This window comes from Stagnimonas sp. FW305-C-60 (assembly GCF_058782965.1).
This window is the reverse complement of sequence record NZ_JBYSYF010000002.1, coordinates 498,442-519,591: the sequence shown is the minus strand read 5'-3', so window position 1 is coordinate 519,591 and position 21,150 is coordinate 498,442. Positions and strand designations below refer to the sequence as shown.

The window sequence follows — 21,150 nt, the reverse complement described above, 5'->3', positions numbered from 1 at the left end:
TTCATGGCGGGGCCGACTCGCGACGCTAAGATTCCCTAGCTCTGCAAGGGCCCCCTCCACGCTACTCGCGTCCCTATGACCCCCGAACTCGGTCACTTCGCCCTCATCCTCGCCCTGATCGCGGCGCTGGCCCAGACCCTGGTCCCCGCCTGGGGCCTGTGGAAGGGCAATGCCCGCGCCCAGGCCGTCGCCAGCTCGGCGGCGCAGGCGCAGTTCCTGCTGATGGCGGTGTCGTTCGCGGCGCTCACCTGGGCCTTCATCCAGAAGGATTTCTCGGTGGCCTATGTCGCCGACAACAGCCACTCCAAGCTGCCGCTGGTCTATCGCATCTCGGCGGTCTGGGGCGCGCACGAAGGCTCGCTGCTGCTCTGGGGGCTGATGCTCTCGGGCTGGACGCTGGCGGTGTCGCTGTTCAACCGCCGCCTGCCGGCGGAGCTCTCGGCCACCGCGCTGGCGGTGCTGGGCGCGGTCGCCACCGGCTTTCTGCTGTTCATGTTGATCACCTCCAACCCCTTCGCGCGGATGTATCCGGTGCCGCTGGAAGGGCGCGACCTCAATCCGCTGCTGCAGGACCCTGGGCTGATCATCCATCCGCCCATGCTCTACATGGGCTATGTCGGCTTCAGCGTGGCCTTCGCCTACGCCATCGCCGCGCTGATCACCGGCAAGCTCGACGCCGCCTGGGTGCGCTGGACGCGGCCCTGGACCACCGCCGCCTGGGCCTTCCTGACCATGGGCATCACCCTCGGTAGCTGGTGGGCCTACAACGAGCTGGGCTGGGGCGGCTGGTGGTTCTGGGACCCGGTCGAGAACGCCAGCTTCATGCCCTGGCTGGCCGGCACCGCGCTGATCCACTCGCTGGCGGTCACCGAGAAGCGCGGCCTCTTGAAGAGCTGGACGGTGCTGCTGGCCATCCTCGCCTTCGCGCTGTCGCTACTCGGCACCTTCCTGGTCCGCTCCGGCGTGCTGGTGTCGGTGCACGCCTTCGCCAGCGACCCGGCGCGCGGCGTGTTCATCCTTGGCTTTCTCGCCGTGGTGATCGGCTCGGCCCTGAGCCTCTACGCCTGGCGGGCGCCGAAGCTGGCGACCGACGGCGAGCTGCGCCTGTATTCCCGCGAAGGCCTGCTGCTGCTCAACAACGTCTTCCTGGTCACCGCCTGCTTCGGCGTGCTGCTCGGCACCCTCTACCCGCTGGTGGTGGATGCCCTGGCGCTGGGCAAGATCTCGGTGGGCCCGCCCTACTTCAACGCCATCTTCTTTCCGCTGATCGCGCCCTTGTTCGTGCTGGTCGCGGTCGGCGCAGTGACGCCCTGGAAGAAGGGCGAGTGGCGCGCCGCGCTGCGCCGCCTGCGCGGCCCGGCCGTGCTGGCGCTCGCGGTCGCCCTGGTGTTGCCCGGCCTGGCGCTGTGGCTGGCGCCGGTGAGCGCCAGCTTCGGCAGCAAGCTGACGGTGGCGGTCGCCACCTGGCTGGCGCTGTTCACGCTCGGTTCGGCGGGCCTGGAGGTCTGGCAGCGGCTGCGCTCCAAGCGCCAGCACGGCGTCGCTACCGCCGCCGCCCTGGCCAGCGTGCCGGCAGGAGCCTGGGGCATGACGCTTTCGCACCTGGGCCTGGGGCTGTGGATGCTGGGGGTCGCCTATGTCACCGGCTATGGCGTGGAGCGCGACGTGCGGCTCTCGCCGGGCGCCAGCGCCGATCTCGCCGGCTACGAGTTCGCCTTCGAGGGCGTGCGCGAGTCGCAGGGCCCGAACTTCACCGCCGACACCGCCCGCGTACAGGTGACGCGCGCCGGTCGGCCGGTGGCCGATCTGGTGCCGGAGAAGCGCTTCTACCCCTCGCAGCGCAGCGTCATGACCGAGTCCGGCGTTGATGCCCGTCTGCATCGCGACCTCTACGTGGCGCTGGGCGAGGCCCTGGACCCGCAGAACCCGAACGGCGACTGGAGCCTGCGCCTGTACTACAAGCCGGCGATCCGGCTGGTCTGGCTGGGTGGGGTGCTGATGTTCTTCGGCGGCCTGATCGCGCTCAGCGACCGCCGCTACCGGCTGAGCGTGCGTGCCGCCGCGCCGCTGCCGGCCGCGACACTCGCCGCCTGATGCCGACGCGATGAAATATCTCGTCCCCATCGCCGTGCTGCTGGGCCTGATCGCGCTGTTCGCGGTCGGCCTCACCCGCGACCCGCGCGAGGTGCCCAGCCCCCTGGTCGGCAAGCCGGCGCCGGCCTTCGCGCTGCCCGGCCTGGGCGGCACGCCGGCGCAGGTCACACCCGCCGACTGGCGTGGCCGCACCGTGCTGGTCAACTACTTCGCGAGCTGGTGCGCCGGCTGCCGCGTCGAGCACCCGCTGCTGATGCAGTTGGCGCACGAGCAGGGCGTGGAGATCATTGGCCTGGCCTACAAGGACGCCGACGCCGACACCCAGGCCTGGCTGGATCGCCACGGCAATCCCTACCGCAGCGTCATCGCCGACAACGCCGGCAGCGCTGGGCTCGACTGGGGCGTCTACGGCGTGCCCGAGACCTTCGTGGTCGGCCCGGATGGCAGCATCCTCTTTAAGCAGATCGGGCCGATGACGCCGGAAGCCTGGGAAACCAAGATCCGGCCGCTGTTGAGCCTAAGGCGAGAGGGGTGAGGCGTGAGGCGTAACTACTTGGCGGCATTGCTGCTACTCAGCGGTGTGGCACTGGCCGACGTCGATGGCCTCGATGCGCAGCAGGAGGCGCGCTACCAGGCGCTGATCGCCGAGCTGCGCTGCCTGGTTTGCCAGAACCAGACGATCGCCGAGTCCAATGCGCCGCTGGCGGTGGACCTGCGCAACCAGGTGAAGACCCAGATCGTCGCCGGCCGCAGCCAGGCCGAGATCGTCGGCTATCTCACCGAGCGCTACGGCGACTTCGTGCTGTACCGGCCGCCGTTCAAGGCCAGCACCGCGCTGCTCTGGCTCGGCCCCTTCCTGCTGCTCTTGGGCGGGCTGGTGTGGGCGCTGCGCTATGTGCGCGGCACCCGCCGGCCAGCGGCGGCGACGGAGAAGCCGGTGGACCCCGAGGCCGTGCAGCGCCTGCTGGCCGAGACCCAGGCCGCCTTGGCCGCGCAGGACGCGCCCGCGCGCAACCCTAAGGAATGAGCATGTCTGTTTTGCCGATGGCGATCCTCGCCCTGATCGCCGCGTTCTGGCTGACCCGGCCGTTCTGGCAGACGCGCCTGCCCACCGCCCAGCGCCGCCGTGCCGCCAACATCGCCGCCTACCGCACGCGGCTGGCGGAGCTGGAAAACGAGCAGACCACCGGCCTGCTCAGCGCCGAAGAGGCGAGCAATCTCAAGCGCGAGCTGGACCAGCGCCTGCTCGGCGAGGCTGAGGTACAGGAGGCCGGCAGCGCCGAGAGCCCGCGCAAGCTGGCGCCGGCGCTGTTGCTGGCGGTGCTGTTCATGGTCGGCGGCGCGGTCTGGTATGTGCAGGCCGGCAGCTGGCGCACCGCCGAGCAGATCGCCCAAGGCCCGGCCGCGCCCGCCAATGGCCAGGCGCCGGACATCAGTGCCATGGTCGCCAAGCTGGAAGCCCGTCTGCAGGCCGAACCCGGCGACGTGGAAGGCTGGACCATGCTCGGCCGCTCCTACTTCGTGATGGAGCGCTACGCCGAGTCCGCCAGCGCCTACGCCAAGGCCAACGAGCTGTCGGGCAACAACAACCCGGCGCTGCTCACCGGCGAGGGCGAGGCGCTGGCGATGGCGCGCGACCGCGATCTGCTCGGCAAGCCGCAGCAGCTGTTCGAAGCCGCGCTCAAGCTGGCCCCGGACGACGGCAAGACGCTCTGGTACGCCGGCCTCGCCAACGCCCAGGCCAAGGACTACGCCCAGGCGCAGGCGCGGTTCGAGCAACTGCTCAAGCAGGAATTGCCCGAGGACATCCGCGCCGCTGTCGTGCAGCGCCTGGACGAGTTGCGCCAGTTGCAGGGTGGGGCGCCGATGACGGCCGCCGCGCCGTCTGTGACGGAAGCCTCCAGCAGCCAGGGTGCCGCCGCCCCTGGCCTGAGCCTGAGTATCACCGTGGAGCTGGACCCGGCCCTGGCCGCGCAGGTGCCGGCCGGCGCGGTGCTGTTCGTGTTCGCCAAGGCCGCCTCCGGCCCGCCGATGCCGCTGGCCGTGCAGCGCCTGCCGGGCGCGCGTCTGCCGCTGACGGTGACGCTGGACGACAGCATGGGCATGACGCCGGCGATGAAGCTCTCGCAGTTCGACCGCTGGACCATCACCGCCCGGCTCTCGCAGTCCGGCGGCGCACAGGCCCAGCCCGGCGACCTGCAAGGCAGCCTGCAACTCGGCCGCGAAGCCGCGGGCCAGCCGCAGACCCTGGTGATTCGCGAGCGGGTCGGCGGCTGAGTCTTTAGTGGCGCTGCCCCGCTCGACGTGGATGGGCGGCGGGCTACTCGGCGGCATCGAGACTTTCAGGCTCAGCGCTGCGACCTTTCGCAGCCGCGCAAGCCGGTTGCGCCGCGGCCACCCTGGTGAACGCTGTGTCAGCGTCGAGCGTGCTGCCGCGTTATTGGCAAGGTCTGCACACCGCCTCGTGCACGCCCTGGCCAGCCCAGGTACGTGGCGCAGCGGCTAGTGCCGTGACCCGCCCCGCCGCGCCAAGCATCGGCCCGGGCGGCCGTCCCTCTGATCGCTGCTGAATTCCCATGCAATACCCGCGTTTTCTTTCTTCCCGTACCGGCCCCGTCCTGGGATTGAGTCTGCTGCTCGGCGCCTGCGCGCCGCCGCAGGCGCTGCGTGGCGAGTTCCCCAAGCTGACTCCGACCGAGGCCAGCGCGCTGAAGGCGCCGCCGGAAGGGCAGAAGGTCCGCTGGGGTGGGGTGGTGCTGTCGATGGACAACAAGGCCGAGCAGAGCTGCTTCGAGATCCTCGCCCGGCCGCTGGATTCCAGCTCGCGTCCGAAGCAGAGCGACCGCAACGACGGCCGCTTCCTGGCCTGCATTCCCGGCTTCCGCGACCCCAAGGCCTACGAAGGCGGCCGCGAAGTGACCGTGGTCGGCACGCTCAGCGGCAGCGAGTCGCGCCAGATCGGCGAGTTCCCGTACCAGTACCCCAAGGTCGCGGCGACCGAGGTCTACCTCTGGCCCAAGCCCTCGCCCGAGCAGGTGGTGGTGGGCGCGGACTTCCTCTACGGCTATCCCTACTACTACGCCTACCCGGTGTACTACGTGCGGCGCGAACCCGCCGCCGCCACCGGGGCTCTGTCCAGCCCGGCGCCGGCCGCGCCGCGCAAGGAGCTGCCGTTGTCGGCGCCGGCCATCAGCCTGCCGAGTCCGGGTCGGCTGCGCTTCTAAAGCGGCCTGCTGTTGGCGGAACGCTCCCCCTATCAGCCAACCATTCCTTCCCCCGCGAGCGGAGGAGTCAGCACCCGAAGGGGGCGATGGATGGGGGCGTTCGCAATCAGAGCCGAACAGGCGCTCTGAGAAAGACTGCATTTACTAGTTGGAGCCAAACCGCCCACTGCCGATACTCCCTTGCGACCGACACGCAATCTAGGGAGTGGAACCGATGCAGGCCTGGTGGATGGCAAGGCAGTGGGAAACCGTATTCGCCGCCGCGCAGCTCTCGGTGCTGCCGGCCGCGCTGGGGGTAGCACTCGGTTTGTTGCTGGCCCTGCTCTGGCTGGGCGCCGGCACTGAGCCACGTAGCCGCAAAGGCCGCATCGGCAAGCGCGCCGCGCAGGTGCTGGCCTGGCTGCTGAGCCTGCTGCTGGCGGCGCTGATCCTGCTCGGCTATCGCGCGGCGCCTTATACCGCCGACGCCGTGCTGACCGTCGGCCTGCGTAGCGCGCTGTTCGACCTGTTGAGCCAGTTGGGTGCCGGCCTGCTGCTGGTGGCCGGCCCGCTGCTGTTGTGGTCGCTGTGGCGCCGTCCGGCGACGGGAGCGCGCGCATGATCAGCCGCCGCCGTCTGCTCGCCCTCGGTGGTGCCGGCCTCGCCGCCGCCACCGGTGGCCGCCTGCTGCAAGCCGGCCTCATCTCCGAAAGTGCCGGCTCAGCCGCGCCGCTGCCCACCCCGGGCGACTGGCCGGCGGTGCGCCGCGAGTTCGCCTTCGCCGAGGCCGCGGCACCGAAGATTCCGCTCAACGCCGCCAACCTCACGCCGCCCCTGCGGCGCGTGCAGCAGGCTTATGCCGAGGCCAGCGCGCGGCTGGCGGCGGATGTCTCCTTCCACCACCGCGCCTTGTTTCTGCAAACCGAGCTGGCCCGCCTGCGCGGCCTGCTGGCGCAACACCTGGGCTTGGCCGACGGCCGCGACGTGGCCCTGGTGCGCAACACCAGCGAGGCCAATGCCACCGTGGTCAATGGCTTTGACTTCGCACCCGACGACGAGGTGGTGCTCTGGGATCACAACCACCACAGCAACAACCGCAGCTGGGGCTATCGCCGCGCCCGCCGGCCCTTCGTCTGCAAGGTGGTGCAACTGCCCGAGCAGCCGCGCAGCGAGCAGGAGCTGATCGAACCCTTCCTCGCCGCGCTGACGCCGCGCACGCGGGTGGTGAGTTTCAGCGAGCTATCCAACATCAGCGGCCTGCGCCTGCCGGCGGCGGCCCTGTGCAAGGCCATCCACGCCACGCGGCCGGAAGTGTTCGTGCACGTCGATGGCGCCCAGACTTGGGGCGCGACTGCGCTCGACCTGCGGGCGATGGACTGCGACAGCTATTCCAGCAGCGCCCACAAATGGCTGATGGGCCCGCGCGAGCTGGGCATCCTCTACCTGCGCCCGGAGCGCGCTGAGCAGTTGCAGCCGCACACGGTGGGCTACGACTACGAGTTCAATTACCCGGAAGCGGGTCTGCCGACGGGCGCCGCGCGCTTCGAGTGTCTGGGGCAGCGCAACGACGCGCTATTCCCGGCCCTGAGTGCCGCCCTGGAATTCCACCTGGCGCAAGGCCCGGCCGCCATCGAGGCGCGCGTTCACGAATTGGGCAAAAGCCTGCGCCAGCAACTGCGCGCCGCCGGGTTTGAGCTGCGCACGCCTGAGGACGAGCGCTTTGCCCTCGGTATCAGCGTGGTCAAAATCGCCGAACCCGCGAAAGCAGTCGCCGCTTTCCGCGATCTGTACGAGCAGCACGGCCTGTATGCGGCCTATGTGCACGACAACCACGTGCTCTGCGACGTGCCGGTGCCTACTACCGAAGGCGAGCCACCGCTGGCGATACGGCTGTGTAGCCATGTCTACAACAGTGAGGCGGATTTGGTCTCTGCCACCGAGGCTCTGCGAGGCAGTTAATGATGAGGAGAGCGAACGGCGTCGCGGGACTACCAGTCAGGCGCTGCGCTCCCCGGCACTGAAGTAACAAAGCCGCCGAGTAAACGCGGCGGCATGTGTGCCAAATCAGTCGTGATTCCGAGGTCCTCTGCAGCCTCAACGCCGGCGTTAAGCGGCAGGCCCGCCGAAGGCGGGACTGTCCGCTTGAACAGCTTGTTGGGCTTCGTCGACGCCTTTCGCCTTGCCGTTGGCCGCTCCGATAGGCTTCTTTGAAACGCGCGTGTGCTGCCACGAATCCAGCGCGGGATGATACGTAGACAGGTGGAAATCAACTGGAAACAGCGTGCACAACGTATCAATGCGTACCCTGATGTCACTGTTAGTCATGGCGTCTGGATTGCCTGAAAACATAGACACATAGAACGCACTCCAGATTGCTGCTGCATGATCAAAGAATATCTTCTCTGCAGGGGCGACTATCGAGTGCATGCCTTTGTTCGCTCCGGACAAGCAGGCGCTAAAAAGCTCATTCCCAACCTCGCAGGCTGAAAAGAAGACGCGTCGTTGCTTTAGGTATCCTGCAAAGAGCCTTCCAACCTCCCCGTATGGAATCTGGTCTTTGGTCGTATGGATGGCCAAATCAGATGCATGGCAGGACACATGCAGAAAGCGGTAGTTAGATTGCTTATATAGCTCAAGCAGATGGGGAAGCTCTTCCTTGGATTGAAAGTAGAAATATCTCGGATTCTTAGCGCTGAGCCTCAAGATATCGGCTATCCGTTGGCCCTCGTGCCTATGAGCGCTCTCGTCCGCCTTCGTTAGGCTCTCGATGATGAATACATCTGCAATAGTCATTGCTCTCTCCCAGAAGCCCAACGCGAATTAGCCATCAAAGCCGTGAAGCCTAATCCGCTGCTGGCGATGCCTAATCTGAAGATGGCCGAAGCGGAAAACGGCCGGGAATTCAGGCAACTGCCTGACGAGAAAGAAAAATGGCAAGCCTGGATGCCATTCGATGGCGCCGAGTTATGGGTCAATGGATGCGCCATCCCCGCAGCCCCTCGTTTGATGAATCGGCGCGGTCCCATCCGCGCTTTGCGAGCAGCCTAATGGAAGCCAGCTTCCGGCGTCCAACGCCTCGTCGGCGATTCGGGCTTCGCCTGCTCTAGGACCGCAATGAGGCTTTGTCGCGAGGCTGCCGAGAGCCCTGCGGAACCCGGTTCGGTGCGGGGTTGTAGTCCCAAACCGAAGTGGCCGATGCCCTACGCCCTTACCGCCAAAGCCTGCGCAATCAGCCGCAACGTCTGCGGATGAAACGGCAGGCCGAAGTGACTGGCGGCCGTTTCGCGGTGCTCGACCGCGTGGTTGGGATCGATGCAACTACCCCAGGCGACGATGCCGTCGCGGCGGGTGTAGATGGCGGTGACCGGGCAGGGCAGCGGGCGGCTGGCTTCGCGGGCGTCGGCCTTGCTGGCGAGCTGCTCAACGTCCATCCCCTGCTTGCGGTAGCCCTTGGCGAACACCGTGTACTTGGGGCCGCCGACGATGGGCGAGCCGAGGGTCACCACCTGCGCCACGGCCTCCGGCGCTTCGCGGGCGACGTCGCGGGCCAGCACGCCGCCCAGGCTCCAGCCGACCAGCTTCACCGGCAGCGCATGCCGGGCGGCCAACTCGCGCACGCGCTGCACCAAGGGTGGTAGCAGCTTGCCGGTCTTGCCGTGGTTGCGGCCCTGGCCCCAGCCGTAGACGGTGTAGCCGAGCGCGGAGAGCTTGTGGCGCAGCAGCAGGGTTTCGCGGTCGCTGGCCTGAAAGCCGGGCACCACCAGCACCGGCCCCTGGCCGCGCGGCAGGCCGCGGGTGGAGCCGATCAGGCCGCGCACAAACTCCAGGCCGACCGTAGCCTCGGCCAGCAGCAGCCAGGGCGAGGGCGGGGCGAGCGGGCTGGGGACGGTGGGCTTGCTGAAGTTCATGGCGTGTCGATCCAGTAGGCGTGCAACTGGCCGTCGGCGCCGGCGGCATAGGCCAGGCTGGCGACCGGGTTGAAGGTGAGGCTGGCAACGTTGTCGCCGAGCCGGTCCAGGCCCAGCGGGCGCTGCTCGTTCTTGAGGCTCCACAGCAGCACGGCGCGGTCGGGGCCGCCGGAGAGCAGCAGGGGCTTCTTTGGATGGGCGGCCAGCACTTCCGGTGGCCGCAGGTGGTGCAGCAGTTGCAGCGGGCGGCTGCCTTCCGGACCCTTGCCAACGAAGCTCCAGACGATGATCGCGTCCTCGCCGGTGGTGGCGAGCTGCTTGCCATCGCCGCTCCAGGCCAGGGCCTGGGGCTTGCGGGCGTAGCCGCCCATGCGCGAGTCGATCCAGGGGCCGGCGCGCCAGAAGTGCACGGACTTGTCCAGGCAGCCGCAGGCGATGATCTTGCCGTCGGGGCTCCAGCTCAGGTTGAGCAGGGTGCTGGCCCATTTCAGCGTGCGGTCCAGCCCGCCGTCGACGGCGCGCCAGACCAGCACCTCGCTGCCGGCGGCGGCGGCGAGCAGGCCGCCGACGCCGTTCCAGCCCAGGCCGTTGATGCCAGCCGGGGCGGTGAACTCCTGCAATTGCGTGCCGCTCTCGTCCCAGAGCCTGGCGGTTTTGCCGCCGGCGCTGGCGAGGCGCTTGCCGTCCGGCGTCCAGGCCAGGTGCTGCAACCAGGCGGACTTGCCGGGCAGCTCGGCCAGGGCATGGCCCTGGCGGGCGTCCCAGAGCCGGGCGCGGCCGTCCTGGCCGGCGCTGGCCAGCCACTTGCGGCCCCAGGCCAGGCTCAGCACGCCGTTGGTGTGGGCGTCGAGCGTGTGCAGCAGGTCGCCGGCGCTGGCGTCGAACACAAAGACCTTGCCGCTGGCGGTGCCGGCGGCGATCAGGCTGCCGTCGCGGGAGGCGGCGAGGGCGGTGGGGTAGTCGTCGAGCGTCGCCTGCCAGGCGGGGTTGAGGGCGCTGCTCATGCGGGCTGGCGCAGGCAGGCCTTGAAGCCGTCGGTGAGCTTCTCGCGGTCGAGATTGCGGCCGATGAACACCAGGGTGTTGCTGCGCTCGGCGCTGCCCCAGGGGGCGTCCTCGCGACCGTCCATGACCATGTGTACGCCCTGGAACACGTAGCGGCGGTCGCGGCCGGCGACGTTGAGGATGCCCTTGCTGCGGAAGATGTCATTGCCCTGGGTGGAGAGCACGGCGCTCATCCAGCCGCTGAACAGGCTGGGATCGACCTGGCCGTCGAGGCGGATGCCGACGCTGGCTACCCCTGCCTCGTGCTCGTGGCTGTGTTCATAGTGCTTGCTGAGCATCGGCCGCAGCGGGCTGCCGTCGGGCTTTTTCAGCGAAAGGTGATGCTCCTCCGGCGCGTGTTCGGTGAGCAGCACGTAATGGCCGGCGGCCGGTACGCGGATCGGGAAGTGAGCGTGGTCGCCGGAGAGATCGAGCTTCCAGGGCGTCATCGAGGGTTCCAGCGGGCTGCCGGGCGCGCGCGACTCGGGCTTGTTGGCGAAGGCCCGCACTGCCTTGTCGGCGGCGCTGTTGAGGGCGTCCTCGCCGCTGGCCGGCACCGGCAGCAGGGCCAGGGTCAGGGCCTGGGCGTCGTGCTCGTGGCCGTGGTGGTGGTCGTCGTGACCGTGTTCATGCCCGTGGTGGTGATGATCGTGGCCGCAGGCGCCGGCGACCAGCTCGGCGCCGGACTCGATCTTGTACAGGCCAGCCCATTCGAAGGGGTATTCGGGGGCCAGGAATTCGGGGTTGAGTTCCAGCGCGCGGGAAAGGTCAAAGCCGCCGACGTCCAGCACCGAGGCGATGGGCGCGTCGGCATTGGTGGTGCGGATCAGCTTGGCCATGGCATTGATGCCGCGCACCCGGCGCTCGACCGTATCCAGTTCGTCCTCAGTGACCAGATCGCACTTGTTGAGCAGGATCACGTCGGCGAAAGCGACCTGCTTCTGGGCCTCCTCGCTGTCGTCCAGGTGCAGCAGCAGGTGCTTGGCGTCGACCACGGTGACCAGGCCGTCGAGCGCGAACTGCGCCTTCATGTCCTCGTCCATGAAGAAGGTCTGCGCCACCGGGCCGGGGTCGGCCATGCCGGTGGTTTCCACCAATATCCGGTCGAACTTGTCACGCCGCTTGAGCAGCTGGCCGAGGATGCGGATCAGATCGCCGCGCACCGTGCAGCAGATACAGCCGTTGTTCATCTCGAAGATTTCTTCGTCGGCATTGATGACCAGGGCCTGGTCGATGCCGATTTCGCCGAATTCGTTCTCGATCACCGCGATACGCTGGCCGTGCTCCTCGCTGAGGATGCGGTTGAGCAGGGTGGTCTTGCCGGCGCCGAGAAAGCCGGTAAGGACGGTGACTGGAATCTTGGACGCCATGCGTGAATGCCTGCGGGTAGCCCGAAAAGGGTACGTAGTTTAAGGGGCACTAAGGGTTATCATCGCCGCCCTGGTTGCCAATAGACCCCGCCCGCGCCCGATGACCGCTGCCCTCGTCCTGCCTGACCTGACCGCCCTGCCCAAGACCGGCCCGCTGTTCGGCCGCGCCGCCCTGACCGCCCGCCGCAAGGGCAAGCCCAGCTCCGGCATCCCGGCCAACGCCGTCACCCTGCGCGGCCTGCGCTTCGATCCCAAGCACATCGCCGCCTACAACGCCGTCTGCGGCCTGCCGGAAGGTACGTTCGCGCTCACCTACCCGCAGGTGCTGGCCGCACCGCTGCACATGCATGTGCTGATCCAGCCCAATTACCCCTTCCCGCTGCTGGGCATGGTGCACATCGCCAATGTCATCGAGCAGAAGGCCGCCATCGACCTCGACGCCCGCTACGACCTGCGCGTGCAGGTGGGCGAGAGCCGCCGGGTGCCGCAGGGCATCGAGGTGGACCTGCGCACCGAGCTGCTGGCCGGCACCGAACCGGTGTGGAGCGCGGTGACCACGGTGCTGCACCGTCTGCCGGGCAAGCCGGGGGCGCGCAAGTCGCCGCCGCCGGCGCCGCCGGCCACTGCCGCCCAGTACCGGCCGTTCAGCGTGCCGGAGGACATCGGCCGCCGCTACGCCCCGGTAGCCAAGGACTACAACCCCATCCACCTCTACGCGCTCACCGCCAAGGCCTTCGGCTTCCCCCGCGCCATCGCCCACGGCATGTGGAGCGTCGCCCGCTGCCTGGGCGAGTTGCTGCCGCAGTTGGAACAGGCGCCGGCGCGGCTGGAGGTGCGCTTCAAGCAGCCGCTGCTGCTGCCCAGCCGGGTCACCCTCAAGTTTCAGGCTCGCGACCAGGGATTCGACTTTGATCTACTGGCCAGAGAGGGCGGAAAGCTGCATTTGAGTGGGCGCCTGGACGGCAGCCTGAAGTAAAGTACGCGCCGCGAACACTTGGGAGGCCGGCGCGGCCCGGCCACAACGAACAATATTTCTTCACGGAGTTTTTCATGCGGATTCGCAAAGCGGTTTTCCCGGTCGCCGGTCTTGGCACCCGTTTCCTTCCGGCCACCAAGGCCTCGGCCAAGGAAATGCTGCCGGTGGTCGACAAGCCGCTGATCCAGTACGCCGTGCAGGAGGCGATCTCCGCCGGTGCCGAGGAGCTGATCTTTGTCACCGGCCGCTCGAAGAATTCGATCATGGATCACTTCGACAAGGCCTATGAGCTGGAAGCCGAGCTGGCTGCCCGCAACAAGGCCAAGCTGCTGGAGACCGTGCAGGAAATCCTGCCGCCTGGCATCACCTGCATCTACATCCGTCAGGCCGAGGCCCTGGGCCTGGGCCATGCCGTGCTCTGTGCCTGGCCGGCGGTGGGTGACGAGGATTTCTCGGTGATCCTGGCCGACGACCTGATCGACGGCAAGCTGCGGCCCTGCCTGGCGCAGATGCAGCGCGTCTACCAGGAATACGGCACCAGCGTGATCGCCACCCAGCGGGTGCCGATGGACGAGATCAGCAGCTACGGCGTGGTCGAAACCCAGCCGGTGGCCCCGGGCCTGGGCGAGATTCGCCGCATCGTCGAAAAGCCGAAGCGGGAAGACGCCCCCAGCAATCTGGCGGTGGTCGGCCGTTACATCCTCACCCCCCGCATCTTCAAGCTCCTGGAGCGCACCCAGCGCGGCGCCGGCGGCGAGATCCAGCTCACCGACGCGATCAGCCAGATGATCCAGGAGCAGACGGTGCTGGCCTATGAATTCGAGGGCACCCGCTACGACTGCGGCAGCAAGCTCGGCTACCTGAAGGCGAACGTCGAGTTCGGCCTCAAGCATCCGGAACTGGCTGGCGAGTTCCGCGACTACCTCGGCGAGCTGACGGGCGACTGGAAGAAGCCCGAGAAGGCCGAAAAGGCCAAGAAGTAAGCAACCACCAACAGCGCCGCCGCCGGGCGGCGCAAATCGTTTCGAGGCCGGCTAGCAGCGGCTTGGCCCCGACCGATGGAATCCCGGCGGGAGAATGCATGAGCGGTAGCAAGTACAACACCCTGGTCGCCACCTCCTCGATTTCCGGCGGCAACGCCGTGTATGTGGAAGAGGCCTACGAACGCTTTCTCGAAGACCCGAATTCGGTCGATGAGTCCTGGCGCAACTACTTTCGCAGCCTGAACGGCGCCGGCGATGTGCCGCACGGCCCGGTGCGGGCGCGCTTCGAGGCGCTGGCGCAGCAGCCGAAGACGGTGGTGGCTCCGGCCACCTCGATGGATGCGGTGGCGGCCGAAAAGCAGGCCGGCGTGCTACGCCTGATCAACTACTACCGTGTGCGTGGTCACCAGGCGGCCAAGCTCGACCCGCTCGGCCTGGCGCCGACCCCGGCCTTGCAGGACCTCGATCCCGGCTTCCATGGCCTCGGCCCGCAGGACATGGACACGGTGTTCAACACCGGCTCCCTGGCCTACGCCGACCGCCTGCCGCTGCGTGAAATCATCAAGCTGATGAAGTCGGTGTACACCGACACCATCGGCGCCGAGTACATGTACATCACCGAGACGGCGCAGAAGCGCTGGATCCAGAAGCGCCTCGAAGCCCAGGCCTACCAGCCCAAGCTGCCGCCGGAACGCCGCAAGGAAGTGCTGCTGCAGATGACCGCCGCCGAGGGGCTGGAGCGCTACCTGCACAATAAGTACGTCGGCCAGAAGCGCTTCTCGCTGGAAGGCGGCGAGGCGATGATCCCGGCGCTCGACGAGGCCATGCGCGCCAGCGCCGAGGCCGGCGCCGAGGAGATGGTGATCGGCATGGCCCACCGTGGCCGCCTCAATGTACTGATCAACATCCTTGGCAAGTCGCCGAAGGACCTGTTCGCGGAGTTCGAGGGCAAGTACTCGGCCGAGAGCCTGACCCGCGCCGGCGACGTGAAGTACCACCAGGGCTTCTCCACCGACGTGGAGGTGGCCGGCAAGCGCCTGCACCTGGTGCTGGCCTTCAATCCCTCGCACCTGGAGATCGTCAACCCGGTGGTGGAAGGCAGCGTCAAGGCGCGCCAGACCCGCCGTCACGACGAGGTCGGCCAGAAGATCGTGCCGATCCTGATCCACGGCGACGCCGCCTTCGCCGGCCAGGGCGTGGTGATGGAAACCCTGCAGCTCAGCCACAGCAAGGGCTACTCCACCGGCGGCACCCTGCATGTGATCGTCAACAACCAGATCGGCTTCACTACCCCGAATCCGATCGAGGCCAACCCCGGTCACGAGGCGCGCACCAGCCGCTACTGCACCGATCTCGCGAAGATGCTGGAAGCGCCGGTATTCCATGTGAACGGCGACGATCCGGACGCGGTGGTGTTCGTCACCCGCCTGGCGATGGACTTCCGCAACGCCTTCCACAAGGACGTCATCGTCGACATCTGCTGCTACCGCCGCCTCGGCCACAACGAGGCCGACGAGCCGAGCGTCACCAGCCCGGTGATGTACGAGACCATCCGGAAGCTGCCGACCACCCTGACGCTCTACGGCCAGAAGCTGGTGGGCGAGAAGGTGGTGGCCTCCGACGAGCCGGAAAAACTCATCCGCGCCTACCGCGATGGCCTCGACAAGGGCGAGAACATCGCCCGCGCCACTCTGGGCTTCGTCGGCAACCAGTACACGGTCAACTGGTCGCTGTACGGCAAGGGTGAATGGAGCGACCCGGTCGATACCTCGGTGTCGCTGGACAGCATCCGCATGCTCGCCGGCAAGCTGCTGACGCTGCCGGAGGGCTTCAGCCTGCATCCGCGCGTCGCCAAGATCATGGACGACCGCGCCAAGATGGCCGCCGGCGAGCTGGCCATGGACTGGGGCTTTGGCGAGACCATGGCCTACGCCACCCTGGTCAACGAGGGCTTCGCGGTGCGCATCACCGGCCAGGACGTGCGCCGTGGCACCTTCTTCCATCGTCACGCCACCATCCACGACGCCAAGACCGGCGAGCGGATGACCCCGCTGCGCCATCTGCATAGCGACAAGAACAAATTCATCATCAACGACACCCTGCTGTCGGAAGAGGGCGTGCTCGGCTTCGAGTACGGCTACTCGACCACCGACCCGGACTCGCTGGTGATCTGGGAAGCGCAGTTCGGCGACTTTGCCAACGGCGCGCAGGTGGTGGTGGACCAGTTCATCGCCGCCGGCTACGCCAAGTGGGCGCGGCTCTGCGGTCTGGTGATGTTCCTGCCGCACGGCTACGAAGGGCAGGGCCCGGAGCACTCCTCCGGTCGCCTGGAGCGTTATCTCCAGCTCTGCGCCGGCAACAACATGCAGGTCTGCGTGCCCTCCACCCCGGCGCAGATGTTCCACATGCTGCGCCGGCAGATGAAGCGCAGCCTGCGCCTGCCGCTGATCGTGATGACGCCGAAGTCGCTGCTGCGCCATCCGCAGTCGGTGTCGACGCTGGACGATCTCACCAAGGGCCGCTTCCTGCCGATCATCCCGGAGACCGAGGCGCTCGATGCCAAGAAGGTCAAGCGCATCGTGTTCTGCTCCGGCAAGCTCTACTTCGAACTGGTCACCGCCCGCGCGAAGGAAGGCTTGAAGGACGTCGCCATCGTCCGCATCGAGCAGCTCTATCCCTTCCCGCGCGCCGAGTACGAGGCCGCTCTCGCCGCCTACCCCAAGGCCAAGCAGGTAGTCTGGGCGCAGGAAGAACCCGAGAATCAGGGCGCCTGGTACCAGATCAAGCATCGCCTGGCCGCCTATCTGGGCGAACAGCACGAACTGCTCTACGCCACTCGCGCCGGCACCTCGACCACCGCGGTCGGCTATCTGAAGGTGCACAACAAGGAACAGGCGGAAGTCATCGCCGCGGCACTGACCGGCGGCAAGACGGTCTGAGCCTCAATCGCATAACCAGCCAAACAAACACGTCGGAGAACAGCGCCACATGGCCATCGAAATCAAAGTCCCCAACCTGCCGGAGTCGGTGTCCTCGGCGACGGTTGCCACCTGGCACGTCAAGGCCGGCGACGCGGTCAAGCGCGAGCAGAATCTGGTGGATCTGGAAACCGACAAGGTGATGCTGGAAGTGCCGGCCACCGCCGACGGCGTGCTCACCGAAATCCGCATCCAGCCGGGCGCGACGGTGCAGGCCGGCGATGTGATCGGCATCCTCGTCGAAGGCGCCGCGGCCGCCGCCCAGCCCGCGGCGCCGGTGGCTCCCGCTGCCGCTGCCGCCCCGGTCAAGGCCGAGGCGGCGACCAGCGCCGCCAGCGCTGAGGACGTGCAGGGCCCGGCGGTGCGCAAGCTGCTCGCCGAGTTGGGCCTGTCGGCCGAGGGCATCCCCGCCAGCGGCCGTGGTGGCCGCCTGACCGTCGAGGACGTCAAGGCCTATGCCGCCAGCAAGCCGGCCGCCGCGCCGGCTCCGGTGGCGGCTCCCAAGGCTGCCGCGCCGGTGGTGGTGGCTCCGGCCGCCCCACGCAGCGAGGAGCGGGTGCCGATGACCCGCATTCGCGCGCGCATCGCCGAGCGCCTGAAGGAGGCGCAGAACACCGCCGCCATGCTCACCACCTTCAACGAGGTGGACCTCTCCGGCGTCGACGCCATCCGTGGCCGCTACAAGGACACGTTCGAGAAGACCCATGGCGTGAAGCTGGGCTACATGAGCTTCTTCGTGCGCGCCGCGGTCGAGGCGCTGAAGAAGTTCCCGGCGGTGAATGCCTCCATCGATGGAGGCGACATCGTCTATCACAACTACTACGACATCGGCATCGCGGTCAGCTCGCCGCGCGGTCTGGTGGTGCCCATCCTCAAGGATGCCGACCTGCTCAGCCTGGCCGGGGTCGAGAAGGCCATCGGTGCCTTTGGCGCCAAGGCCAAGGACAACAAGCTCTCGCTCGAAGACCTGACCGGCGGCACCTTCTCGATCACCAATGGCGGCGTGTTCGGCTCGCTGATCTCCACGCCCATCCTCAACCCACCGCAGAGCGCGATCCTGGGCATGCACGGCATCAACGAGCGCCTGCTCGATGTCGAGCTGAACGCCGATGGCACCGTCAAGCGGCTGAAGAAGGGCAAGATGATGTATCTCGCCCTGTCCTACGATCACCGCATCATCGACGGCCGCGAGGCGGTGCTGTTCCTGCGCACCATCAAGGAGTGCCTGGAAGACCCGGCGCGCCTGCTGCTCAATCTGTAAGCGGAGCCGCCGCGCCCGGCACAGCGCGCCCCGCGTGTTTCGCGGGGCGCGCTTTTTCGTGGCGCGCCGGTCACAATCAATAAACGTCCAAAGGAGAGGAAGAATGAGCCGTTTGCCCGCTGCTGCCGCGCTGCTCGCCGCTGTCGCCCTGCCGGTCCATGCCCTGGAAACCGAGCTGAACCTCAATACCTACCTGGCCGGCTCGCTGCGCTATCTGGAGTCCGACTTCGAGCCCGATGAAGACCAGTTCGAGGGCACCAACAACGCCTCGCGGCTGAGCCTCAAGGGCAGCGTCAAGAACGACTACGCGCGCCTGTTCGGTGTCTACGATCGCGGCCTGCGCAACGACAAGGCCGGCATCGAGCCGGAGCGGCAGATCTATTTCGGCCTGGATACCGCCTACGGCCAGCTGCTGGCCGGCAAGAAGGCCAGCGAATACCGCCTGAGCGGCGAGCGCATCGACCCTTTCTACGACACCAGCATCGCCGGCTTCAACGGCCGCGCGCTGAGCGAGGGCGCCAGCTACGGTCTGTCCAATCTGAGCAATGGCTATTCGCGCAACATGATCGCCTACAGCACGCCGAATCTGTATGACCAGATTCGGCTCAACGCGGCGGTGTTCCTGAACGACAAGGACGCGCCCAACGACGAGATGGACTACAGCGCCGGTGGCTCGCTGACCGTGCCCGGGCTCGTCGAAGGCACCCAGGCGACCGTGGGCGCGCAATACCTGAAGATCGAGAACGTCGCCGCCTTTGTCGCTGGCGACGCCGGCCGCAACGAACTGCTGGCGGTGGCCGGCTCGCCGGGGGTTTCCACCAGCTACCGCGCCTATGCGGCCTATGCGGCACCCAAGTACAGCGTCGGCTTCTCCTTCGAAAACGTCGACGTCGCCTCCGAGCCGGATGCCCGCCACTATTACTACCTGGCCGGCACCTATGCGCTGAGCGAGACCCTGCGTCTGGCCGGCAGCTTCGGCTACCTGGACTTCAAGCCGGGCAGCCCGGAGCTGTCCGGCGAGGGCTACAGCCTGGGCCTGTTCCGCAAGTTCGGCGAGAGCGTGAACGCCTATGTCGCCGCTCGCCAGGTGTCGCTGGATACCGGCGGTGACAGCAGCACCATCGCGGCCGGAGTGAGCGTGAACTTCGACTTCAAGCTCTATCCCTTCTCCTTTGGTGGCGGGGACGGCGAGGCGGCTGCGGAATAGGCAGTGGCCGCCGTTACAATGCGCGGCATCGAAGCGAGGAGTGAAACAACGTGAGCGCGACTGACAGCAGTGGTGAGTGGGATGTAGTGGTGATCGGCGGCGGCACCGGTGGCTATCCGGCCGCAATCCGTGCCGGCCAGCTGGGCATGAAGGTGGTCTGCATCAATGCCTGGCTCAACCGTGACGGCAAGCCGGCCTATGGCGGCACCTGCCTCAACGCCGGCTGCATTCCCAGCAAGGCGCTGCTGGAAAGCTCGGAGATGTTCCACAAGGCCAACCACGAGCTGGCGCTGCACGGCGTCAAGGTCTCGGGCGTGGCGATGGACATCGCCACCATGCAGTCGCGCAAGACCAAGATCTGCTCCAGCCTCACCAGCGGCATCACCGGCCTGTTCAAGGCCAATGGCGTGGTCGGCATGGAGGGCTACGCCAAGCTGCTCGGCAACGGCCAAGTGGAATACACCCCGCATGCCGGCGAAAAGCAGGTGCTCAAGGCCAAGCACATCATCGTCGCCACCGGCTCCGAGCCGGTGGAGCTGAAGATCGCGCCCTTCGACCACCAGTACATCTGCGACAGCTGGGACGCGCTCGACTTCACCGAGCCGCCGACGCGTCTGGGCATCATCGGCGCCGGCGTGATCGGCGTCGAGCTGGGCAGCGTCTGGGCGCGCCTGGGCAGCAAGGTCACCATCCTCGAAGCCCTGCCGACCTTCCTGCCGATGGTCGATGCCACCATCGCCAAGGACGCCCAGCGGCAGTTCAGCAAGCAGGGCCTGGACATCCGCCTCGGCGCCAAGGTGCAGAGCGCCAAGGTGGTTGGCAAGGAAGTGGTGGTGGAGTTCGAGTCGGAAGGCGCGATCAAGACCGAGACTTTCGACAAGCTGATCGTCGCCGTCGGCCGCCGGCCCTACACCAAGGGCCTGAACGCCGAGGGCATCGGCCTGGAGCTGGATGCGCGCGGTTTCCTCAAGGTCGACAAGCACTACAAGACCAACATCCCCGGCATCTACGGCAGCGGCGACGTCATCGGTGGCCTGATGCTGGCGCACAAGGCGATCGAGGAGGGCATCGCCCTGGTCGAGCAGCTGCATGGCGAGAAGACCGAGATCAACTACGACGCCATCCCCAGCGTGATCTACACCGCGCCGGAAGTGGCCTGGGCAGGTCTTACCGAGGAGCAGGCCAAGGCTAAAGGCCACGAGGTGAAGACCGGCACCAGCCCGTTCGCCGCCAACGGCCGCGCCAAGGCGCTGGAAGCCGCGGTGGGCACCGTCAAGGTGATCAGCGACGCCAAGACCGACCGCATCCTCGGCGTGCACATGGTCGGCCCCTATGTCTCGGAGGTTCTGCAGTCGGTGATCGTCGCGCTGGAATTCGGCGCCACCACCGCCGACCTGCAGCTGACCATGCACGGCCATCCGACCCTGGCGGAGGCCCTGCACGAGGCCTATCTGGCGGTCGATGGGCGTGCGATCCACGCGCTGAACAAGAAGAAGTAGGGCGCCGCCCATGCGCAAGCTTTGCTTTGCCCTCGGCCTCGTGGCCGCCGCCAGCGCCGCGCAGGCGGAGACGGTGGACTTCAACTTGGGGCCGGACAGCTTCCGTGGCTTTCTGTCCGGCCCCCTGTCGCGGCTGGCCGGCAATCTCTCCGGCCAGTACGACACCGGCTTCATCTACAAGGAAGGCCAGGACGGTTCCGCCGATCCCAAGGACGCCGAGCTCAAGCTGGCGCATTTCGGCGTGCTGGCGACCGGCGATGTCGGTGCCCGTGGCACCGAGGCGGCAGCCGGTCTGGGCGCGCGGCTGATCTATGCCGACCGCAAGCTGGCCGGCGACTCCGCCAGTGGTGGCGCCCTGGCCTTCGGTGGTCAATTCGATGTCCGCTGGCCCGGCTATGAGCGCGTCGGCGTCACCGGCTACGGCTGGTACGCGCCCGAACTCACCAGCTTCTCCGACCTGAAGAGCTACCACGAAGTGGCGCTGGATCTCGAATTCGAGGTGGTGCGTGCGGCGGCGGTCTACGCCGGCTATCGTCTGGTCAATCTCAAGCCCGAGGCCGGTGGTGACGGCGAGGTCGATTCCTCCGGTCACATCGGCCTTCGTCTCAACTTCTAAATCAAGCGGAAC

The 21,150-nt window shown here is 67.4% G+C and carries 19 protein-coding genes; 15 read left to right on the top strand and 4 right to left on the bottom strand.

Annotated features, from left to right (window positions below; translation table 11 throughout):
* The first annotated feature begins 75 nt into the window (after positions 1–75).
* From AC3WT6_RS09280 to AC3WT6_RS09250, 7 genes are all read left to right on the top strand, one after another.
* Positions 76–2,094 carry a heme lyase CcmF/NrfE family subunit gene (locus tag AC3WT6_RS09280; protein WP_492653291.1) on the top strand — a complete coding sequence of 673 codons (2,019 nt, stop codon included), beginning with the start codon at positions 76–78 and terminating at the stop codon, positions 2,092–2,094.
* A gap of 10 nt (positions 2,095–2,104) precedes the next feature.
* Positions 2,105–2,629 carry a DsbE family thiol:disulfide interchange protein gene (locus AC3WT6_RS09275; protein WP_492653290.1) on the top strand — a complete coding sequence of 175 codons (525 nt, stop codon included), beginning with the start codon at positions 2,105–2,107 and terminating at the stop codon, positions 2,627–2,629.
* Positions 2,630–2,632: 3 nt separating this feature from the next.
* Complete coding sequence (locus AC3WT6_RS09270; RefSeq protein WP_492653289.1) at positions 2,633–3,121, top strand: cytochrome c-type biogenesis protein; 489 nt, start codon at positions 2,633–2,635, stop codon at positions 3,119–3,121.
* 2 nt (positions 3,122–3,123) lie between these two features.
* Positions 3,124–4,371 carry a c-type cytochrome biogenesis protein CcmI gene (gene ccmI, locus AC3WT6_RS09265; protein WP_492653288.1) on the top strand — a complete coding sequence of 416 codons (1,248 nt, stop codon included), beginning with the start codon at positions 3,124–3,126 and terminating at the stop codon, positions 4,369–4,371.
* Between the two features lie 347 nt (positions 4,372–4,718).
* A complete protein-coding gene (locus tag AC3WT6_RS09260) occupies positions 4,719–5,318 on the top strand; it encodes a Slp family lipoprotein (protein WP_492653287.1) in 600 nt (199 codons plus the stop codon).
* Between the two features lie 214 nt (positions 5,319–5,532).
* Positions 5,533–5,919 (top strand): hypothetical protein, encoded by a 387-nt coding sequence (locus tag AC3WT6_RS09255; protein WP_492653286.1) that lies wholly within the window; start codon positions 5,533–5,535, stop codon positions 5,917–5,919.
* Complete coding sequence (locus AC3WT6_RS09250) at positions 5,916–7,256, top strand: aminotransferase class V-fold PLP-dependent enzyme (RefSeq protein WP_492653285.1); 1,341 nt, start codon at positions 5,916–5,918, stop codon at positions 7,254–7,256. Before AC3WT6_RS09255 ends, AC3WT6_RS09250 begins: the two co-directional genes overlap by 4 nt.
* Positions 7,257–7,403: 147 nt before the next feature.
* Here the strand turns inward: AC3WT6_RS09250 and AC3WT6_RS09245 are convergent, their stop codons facing one another.
* Positions 7,404–8,090: a hypothetical protein gene (locus AC3WT6_RS09245; protein WP_492653284.1), complete on the bottom strand. Its 687-nt coding sequence runs from the start codon at positions 8,088–8,090 to the stop codon at positions 7,404–7,406.
* Between the two features lie 66 nt (positions 8,091–8,156).
* Between AC3WT6_RS09245 and AC3WT6_RS09240 the strand changes: the two genes are divergently transcribed.
* Positions 8,157–8,345 carry a hypothetical protein gene (locus AC3WT6_RS09240; protein WP_492653283.1) on the top strand — a complete coding sequence of 63 codons (189 nt, stop codon included), beginning with the start codon at positions 8,157–8,159 and terminating at the stop codon, positions 8,343–8,345.
* 152 nt (positions 8,346–8,497) lie between these two features.
* Here AC3WT6_RS09240 and AC3WT6_RS09235 read toward each other — a convergent pair whose 3' ends face one another.
* From AC3WT6_RS09235 to AC3WT6_RS09225, 3 genes are read right to left on the bottom strand one after another with little or no spacing between them, the layout of a single operon-like run.
* Positions 8,498–9,205, bottom strand: a complete 708-nt coding sequence (locus AC3WT6_RS09235) for an esterase/lipase family protein (protein WP_492653282.1) — start codon at positions 9,203–9,205, stop codon at positions 8,498–8,500.
* Entirely contained in the window at positions 9,202–10,209 is a 1,008-nt protein-coding gene (locus AC3WT6_RS09230) for a WD40 repeat domain-containing protein (protein ID WP_492653281.1), read from the bottom strand. Before AC3WT6_RS09230 ends, AC3WT6_RS09235 begins: the two co-directional genes overlap by 4 nt.
* The gene (locus AC3WT6_RS09225; protein WP_492653280.1) at positions 10,206–11,618 is read right to left on the bottom strand and encodes a CobW family GTP-binding protein; all 1,413 of its coding nucleotides are present in this window, start codon (positions 11,616–11,618) and stop codon (positions 10,206–10,208) included. The genes AC3WT6_RS09230 and AC3WT6_RS09225 overlap by 4 nt, the downstream gene beginning before the upstream one ends.
* A gap of 100 nt (positions 11,619–11,718) precedes the next feature.
* Between AC3WT6_RS09225 and AC3WT6_RS09220 the strand changes: the two genes are divergently transcribed.
* The 7 genes from AC3WT6_RS09220 to AC3WT6_RS09190 all read left to right on the top strand — a co-directional run bounded on the left by AC3WT6_RS09220 (position 11,719) and on the right by AC3WT6_RS09190 (position 21,138).
* Complete coding sequence (locus tag AC3WT6_RS09220) at positions 11,719–12,594, top strand: MaoC family dehydratase (protein ID WP_492653279.1); 876 nt, start codon at positions 11,719–11,721, stop codon at positions 12,592–12,594.
* A gap of 74 nt (positions 12,595–12,668) precedes the next feature.
* Positions 12,669–13,577 carry a UTP--glucose-1-phosphate uridylyltransferase GalU gene (gene galU, locus AC3WT6_RS09215; protein ID WP_492653278.1) on the top strand — a complete coding sequence of 303 codons (909 nt, stop codon included), beginning with the start codon at positions 12,669–12,671 and terminating at the stop codon, positions 13,575–13,577.
* A 98-nt stretch (positions 13,578–13,675) separates the two neighbouring features.
* Entirely contained in the window at positions 13,676–16,516 is a 2,841-nt protein-coding gene (locus tag AC3WT6_RS09210; RefSeq protein WP_492653277.1) for a 2-oxoglutarate dehydrogenase E1 component, read from the top strand.
* Positions 16,517–16,565: 49 nt separating this feature from the next.
* Positions 16,566–17,816 (top strand): 2-oxoglutarate dehydrogenase complex dihydrolipoyllysine-residue succinyltransferase, encoded by a 1,251-nt coding sequence (odhB, locus tag AC3WT6_RS09205; RefSeq protein WP_492653276.1) that lies wholly within the window; start codon positions 16,566–16,568, stop codon positions 17,814–17,816.
* A gap of 103 nt (positions 17,817–17,919) precedes the next feature.
* Complete coding sequence (locus tag AC3WT6_RS09200; RefSeq protein ID WP_492653275.1) at positions 17,920–19,023, top strand: hypothetical protein; 1,104 nt, start codon at positions 17,920–17,922, stop codon at positions 19,021–19,023.
* Between the two features lie 50 nt (positions 19,024–19,073).
* On the top strand, positions 19,074–20,522 hold the full coding sequence (lpdA, locus tag AC3WT6_RS09195) for a dihydrolipoyl dehydrogenase (RefSeq protein ID WP_492653274.1): 1,449 nt from the start codon (positions 19,074–19,076) through the stop codon (positions 20,520–20,522).
* 10 nt (positions 20,523–20,532) lie between these two features.
* The gene (locus tag AC3WT6_RS09190; protein ID WP_492653273.1) at positions 20,533–21,138 is read left to right on the top strand and encodes a YfaZ family outer membrane protein; all 606 of its coding nucleotides are present in this window, start codon (positions 20,533–20,535) and stop codon (positions 21,136–21,138) included.
* The last annotated feature ends 12 nt before the right edge of the window (positions 21,139–21,150 follow it).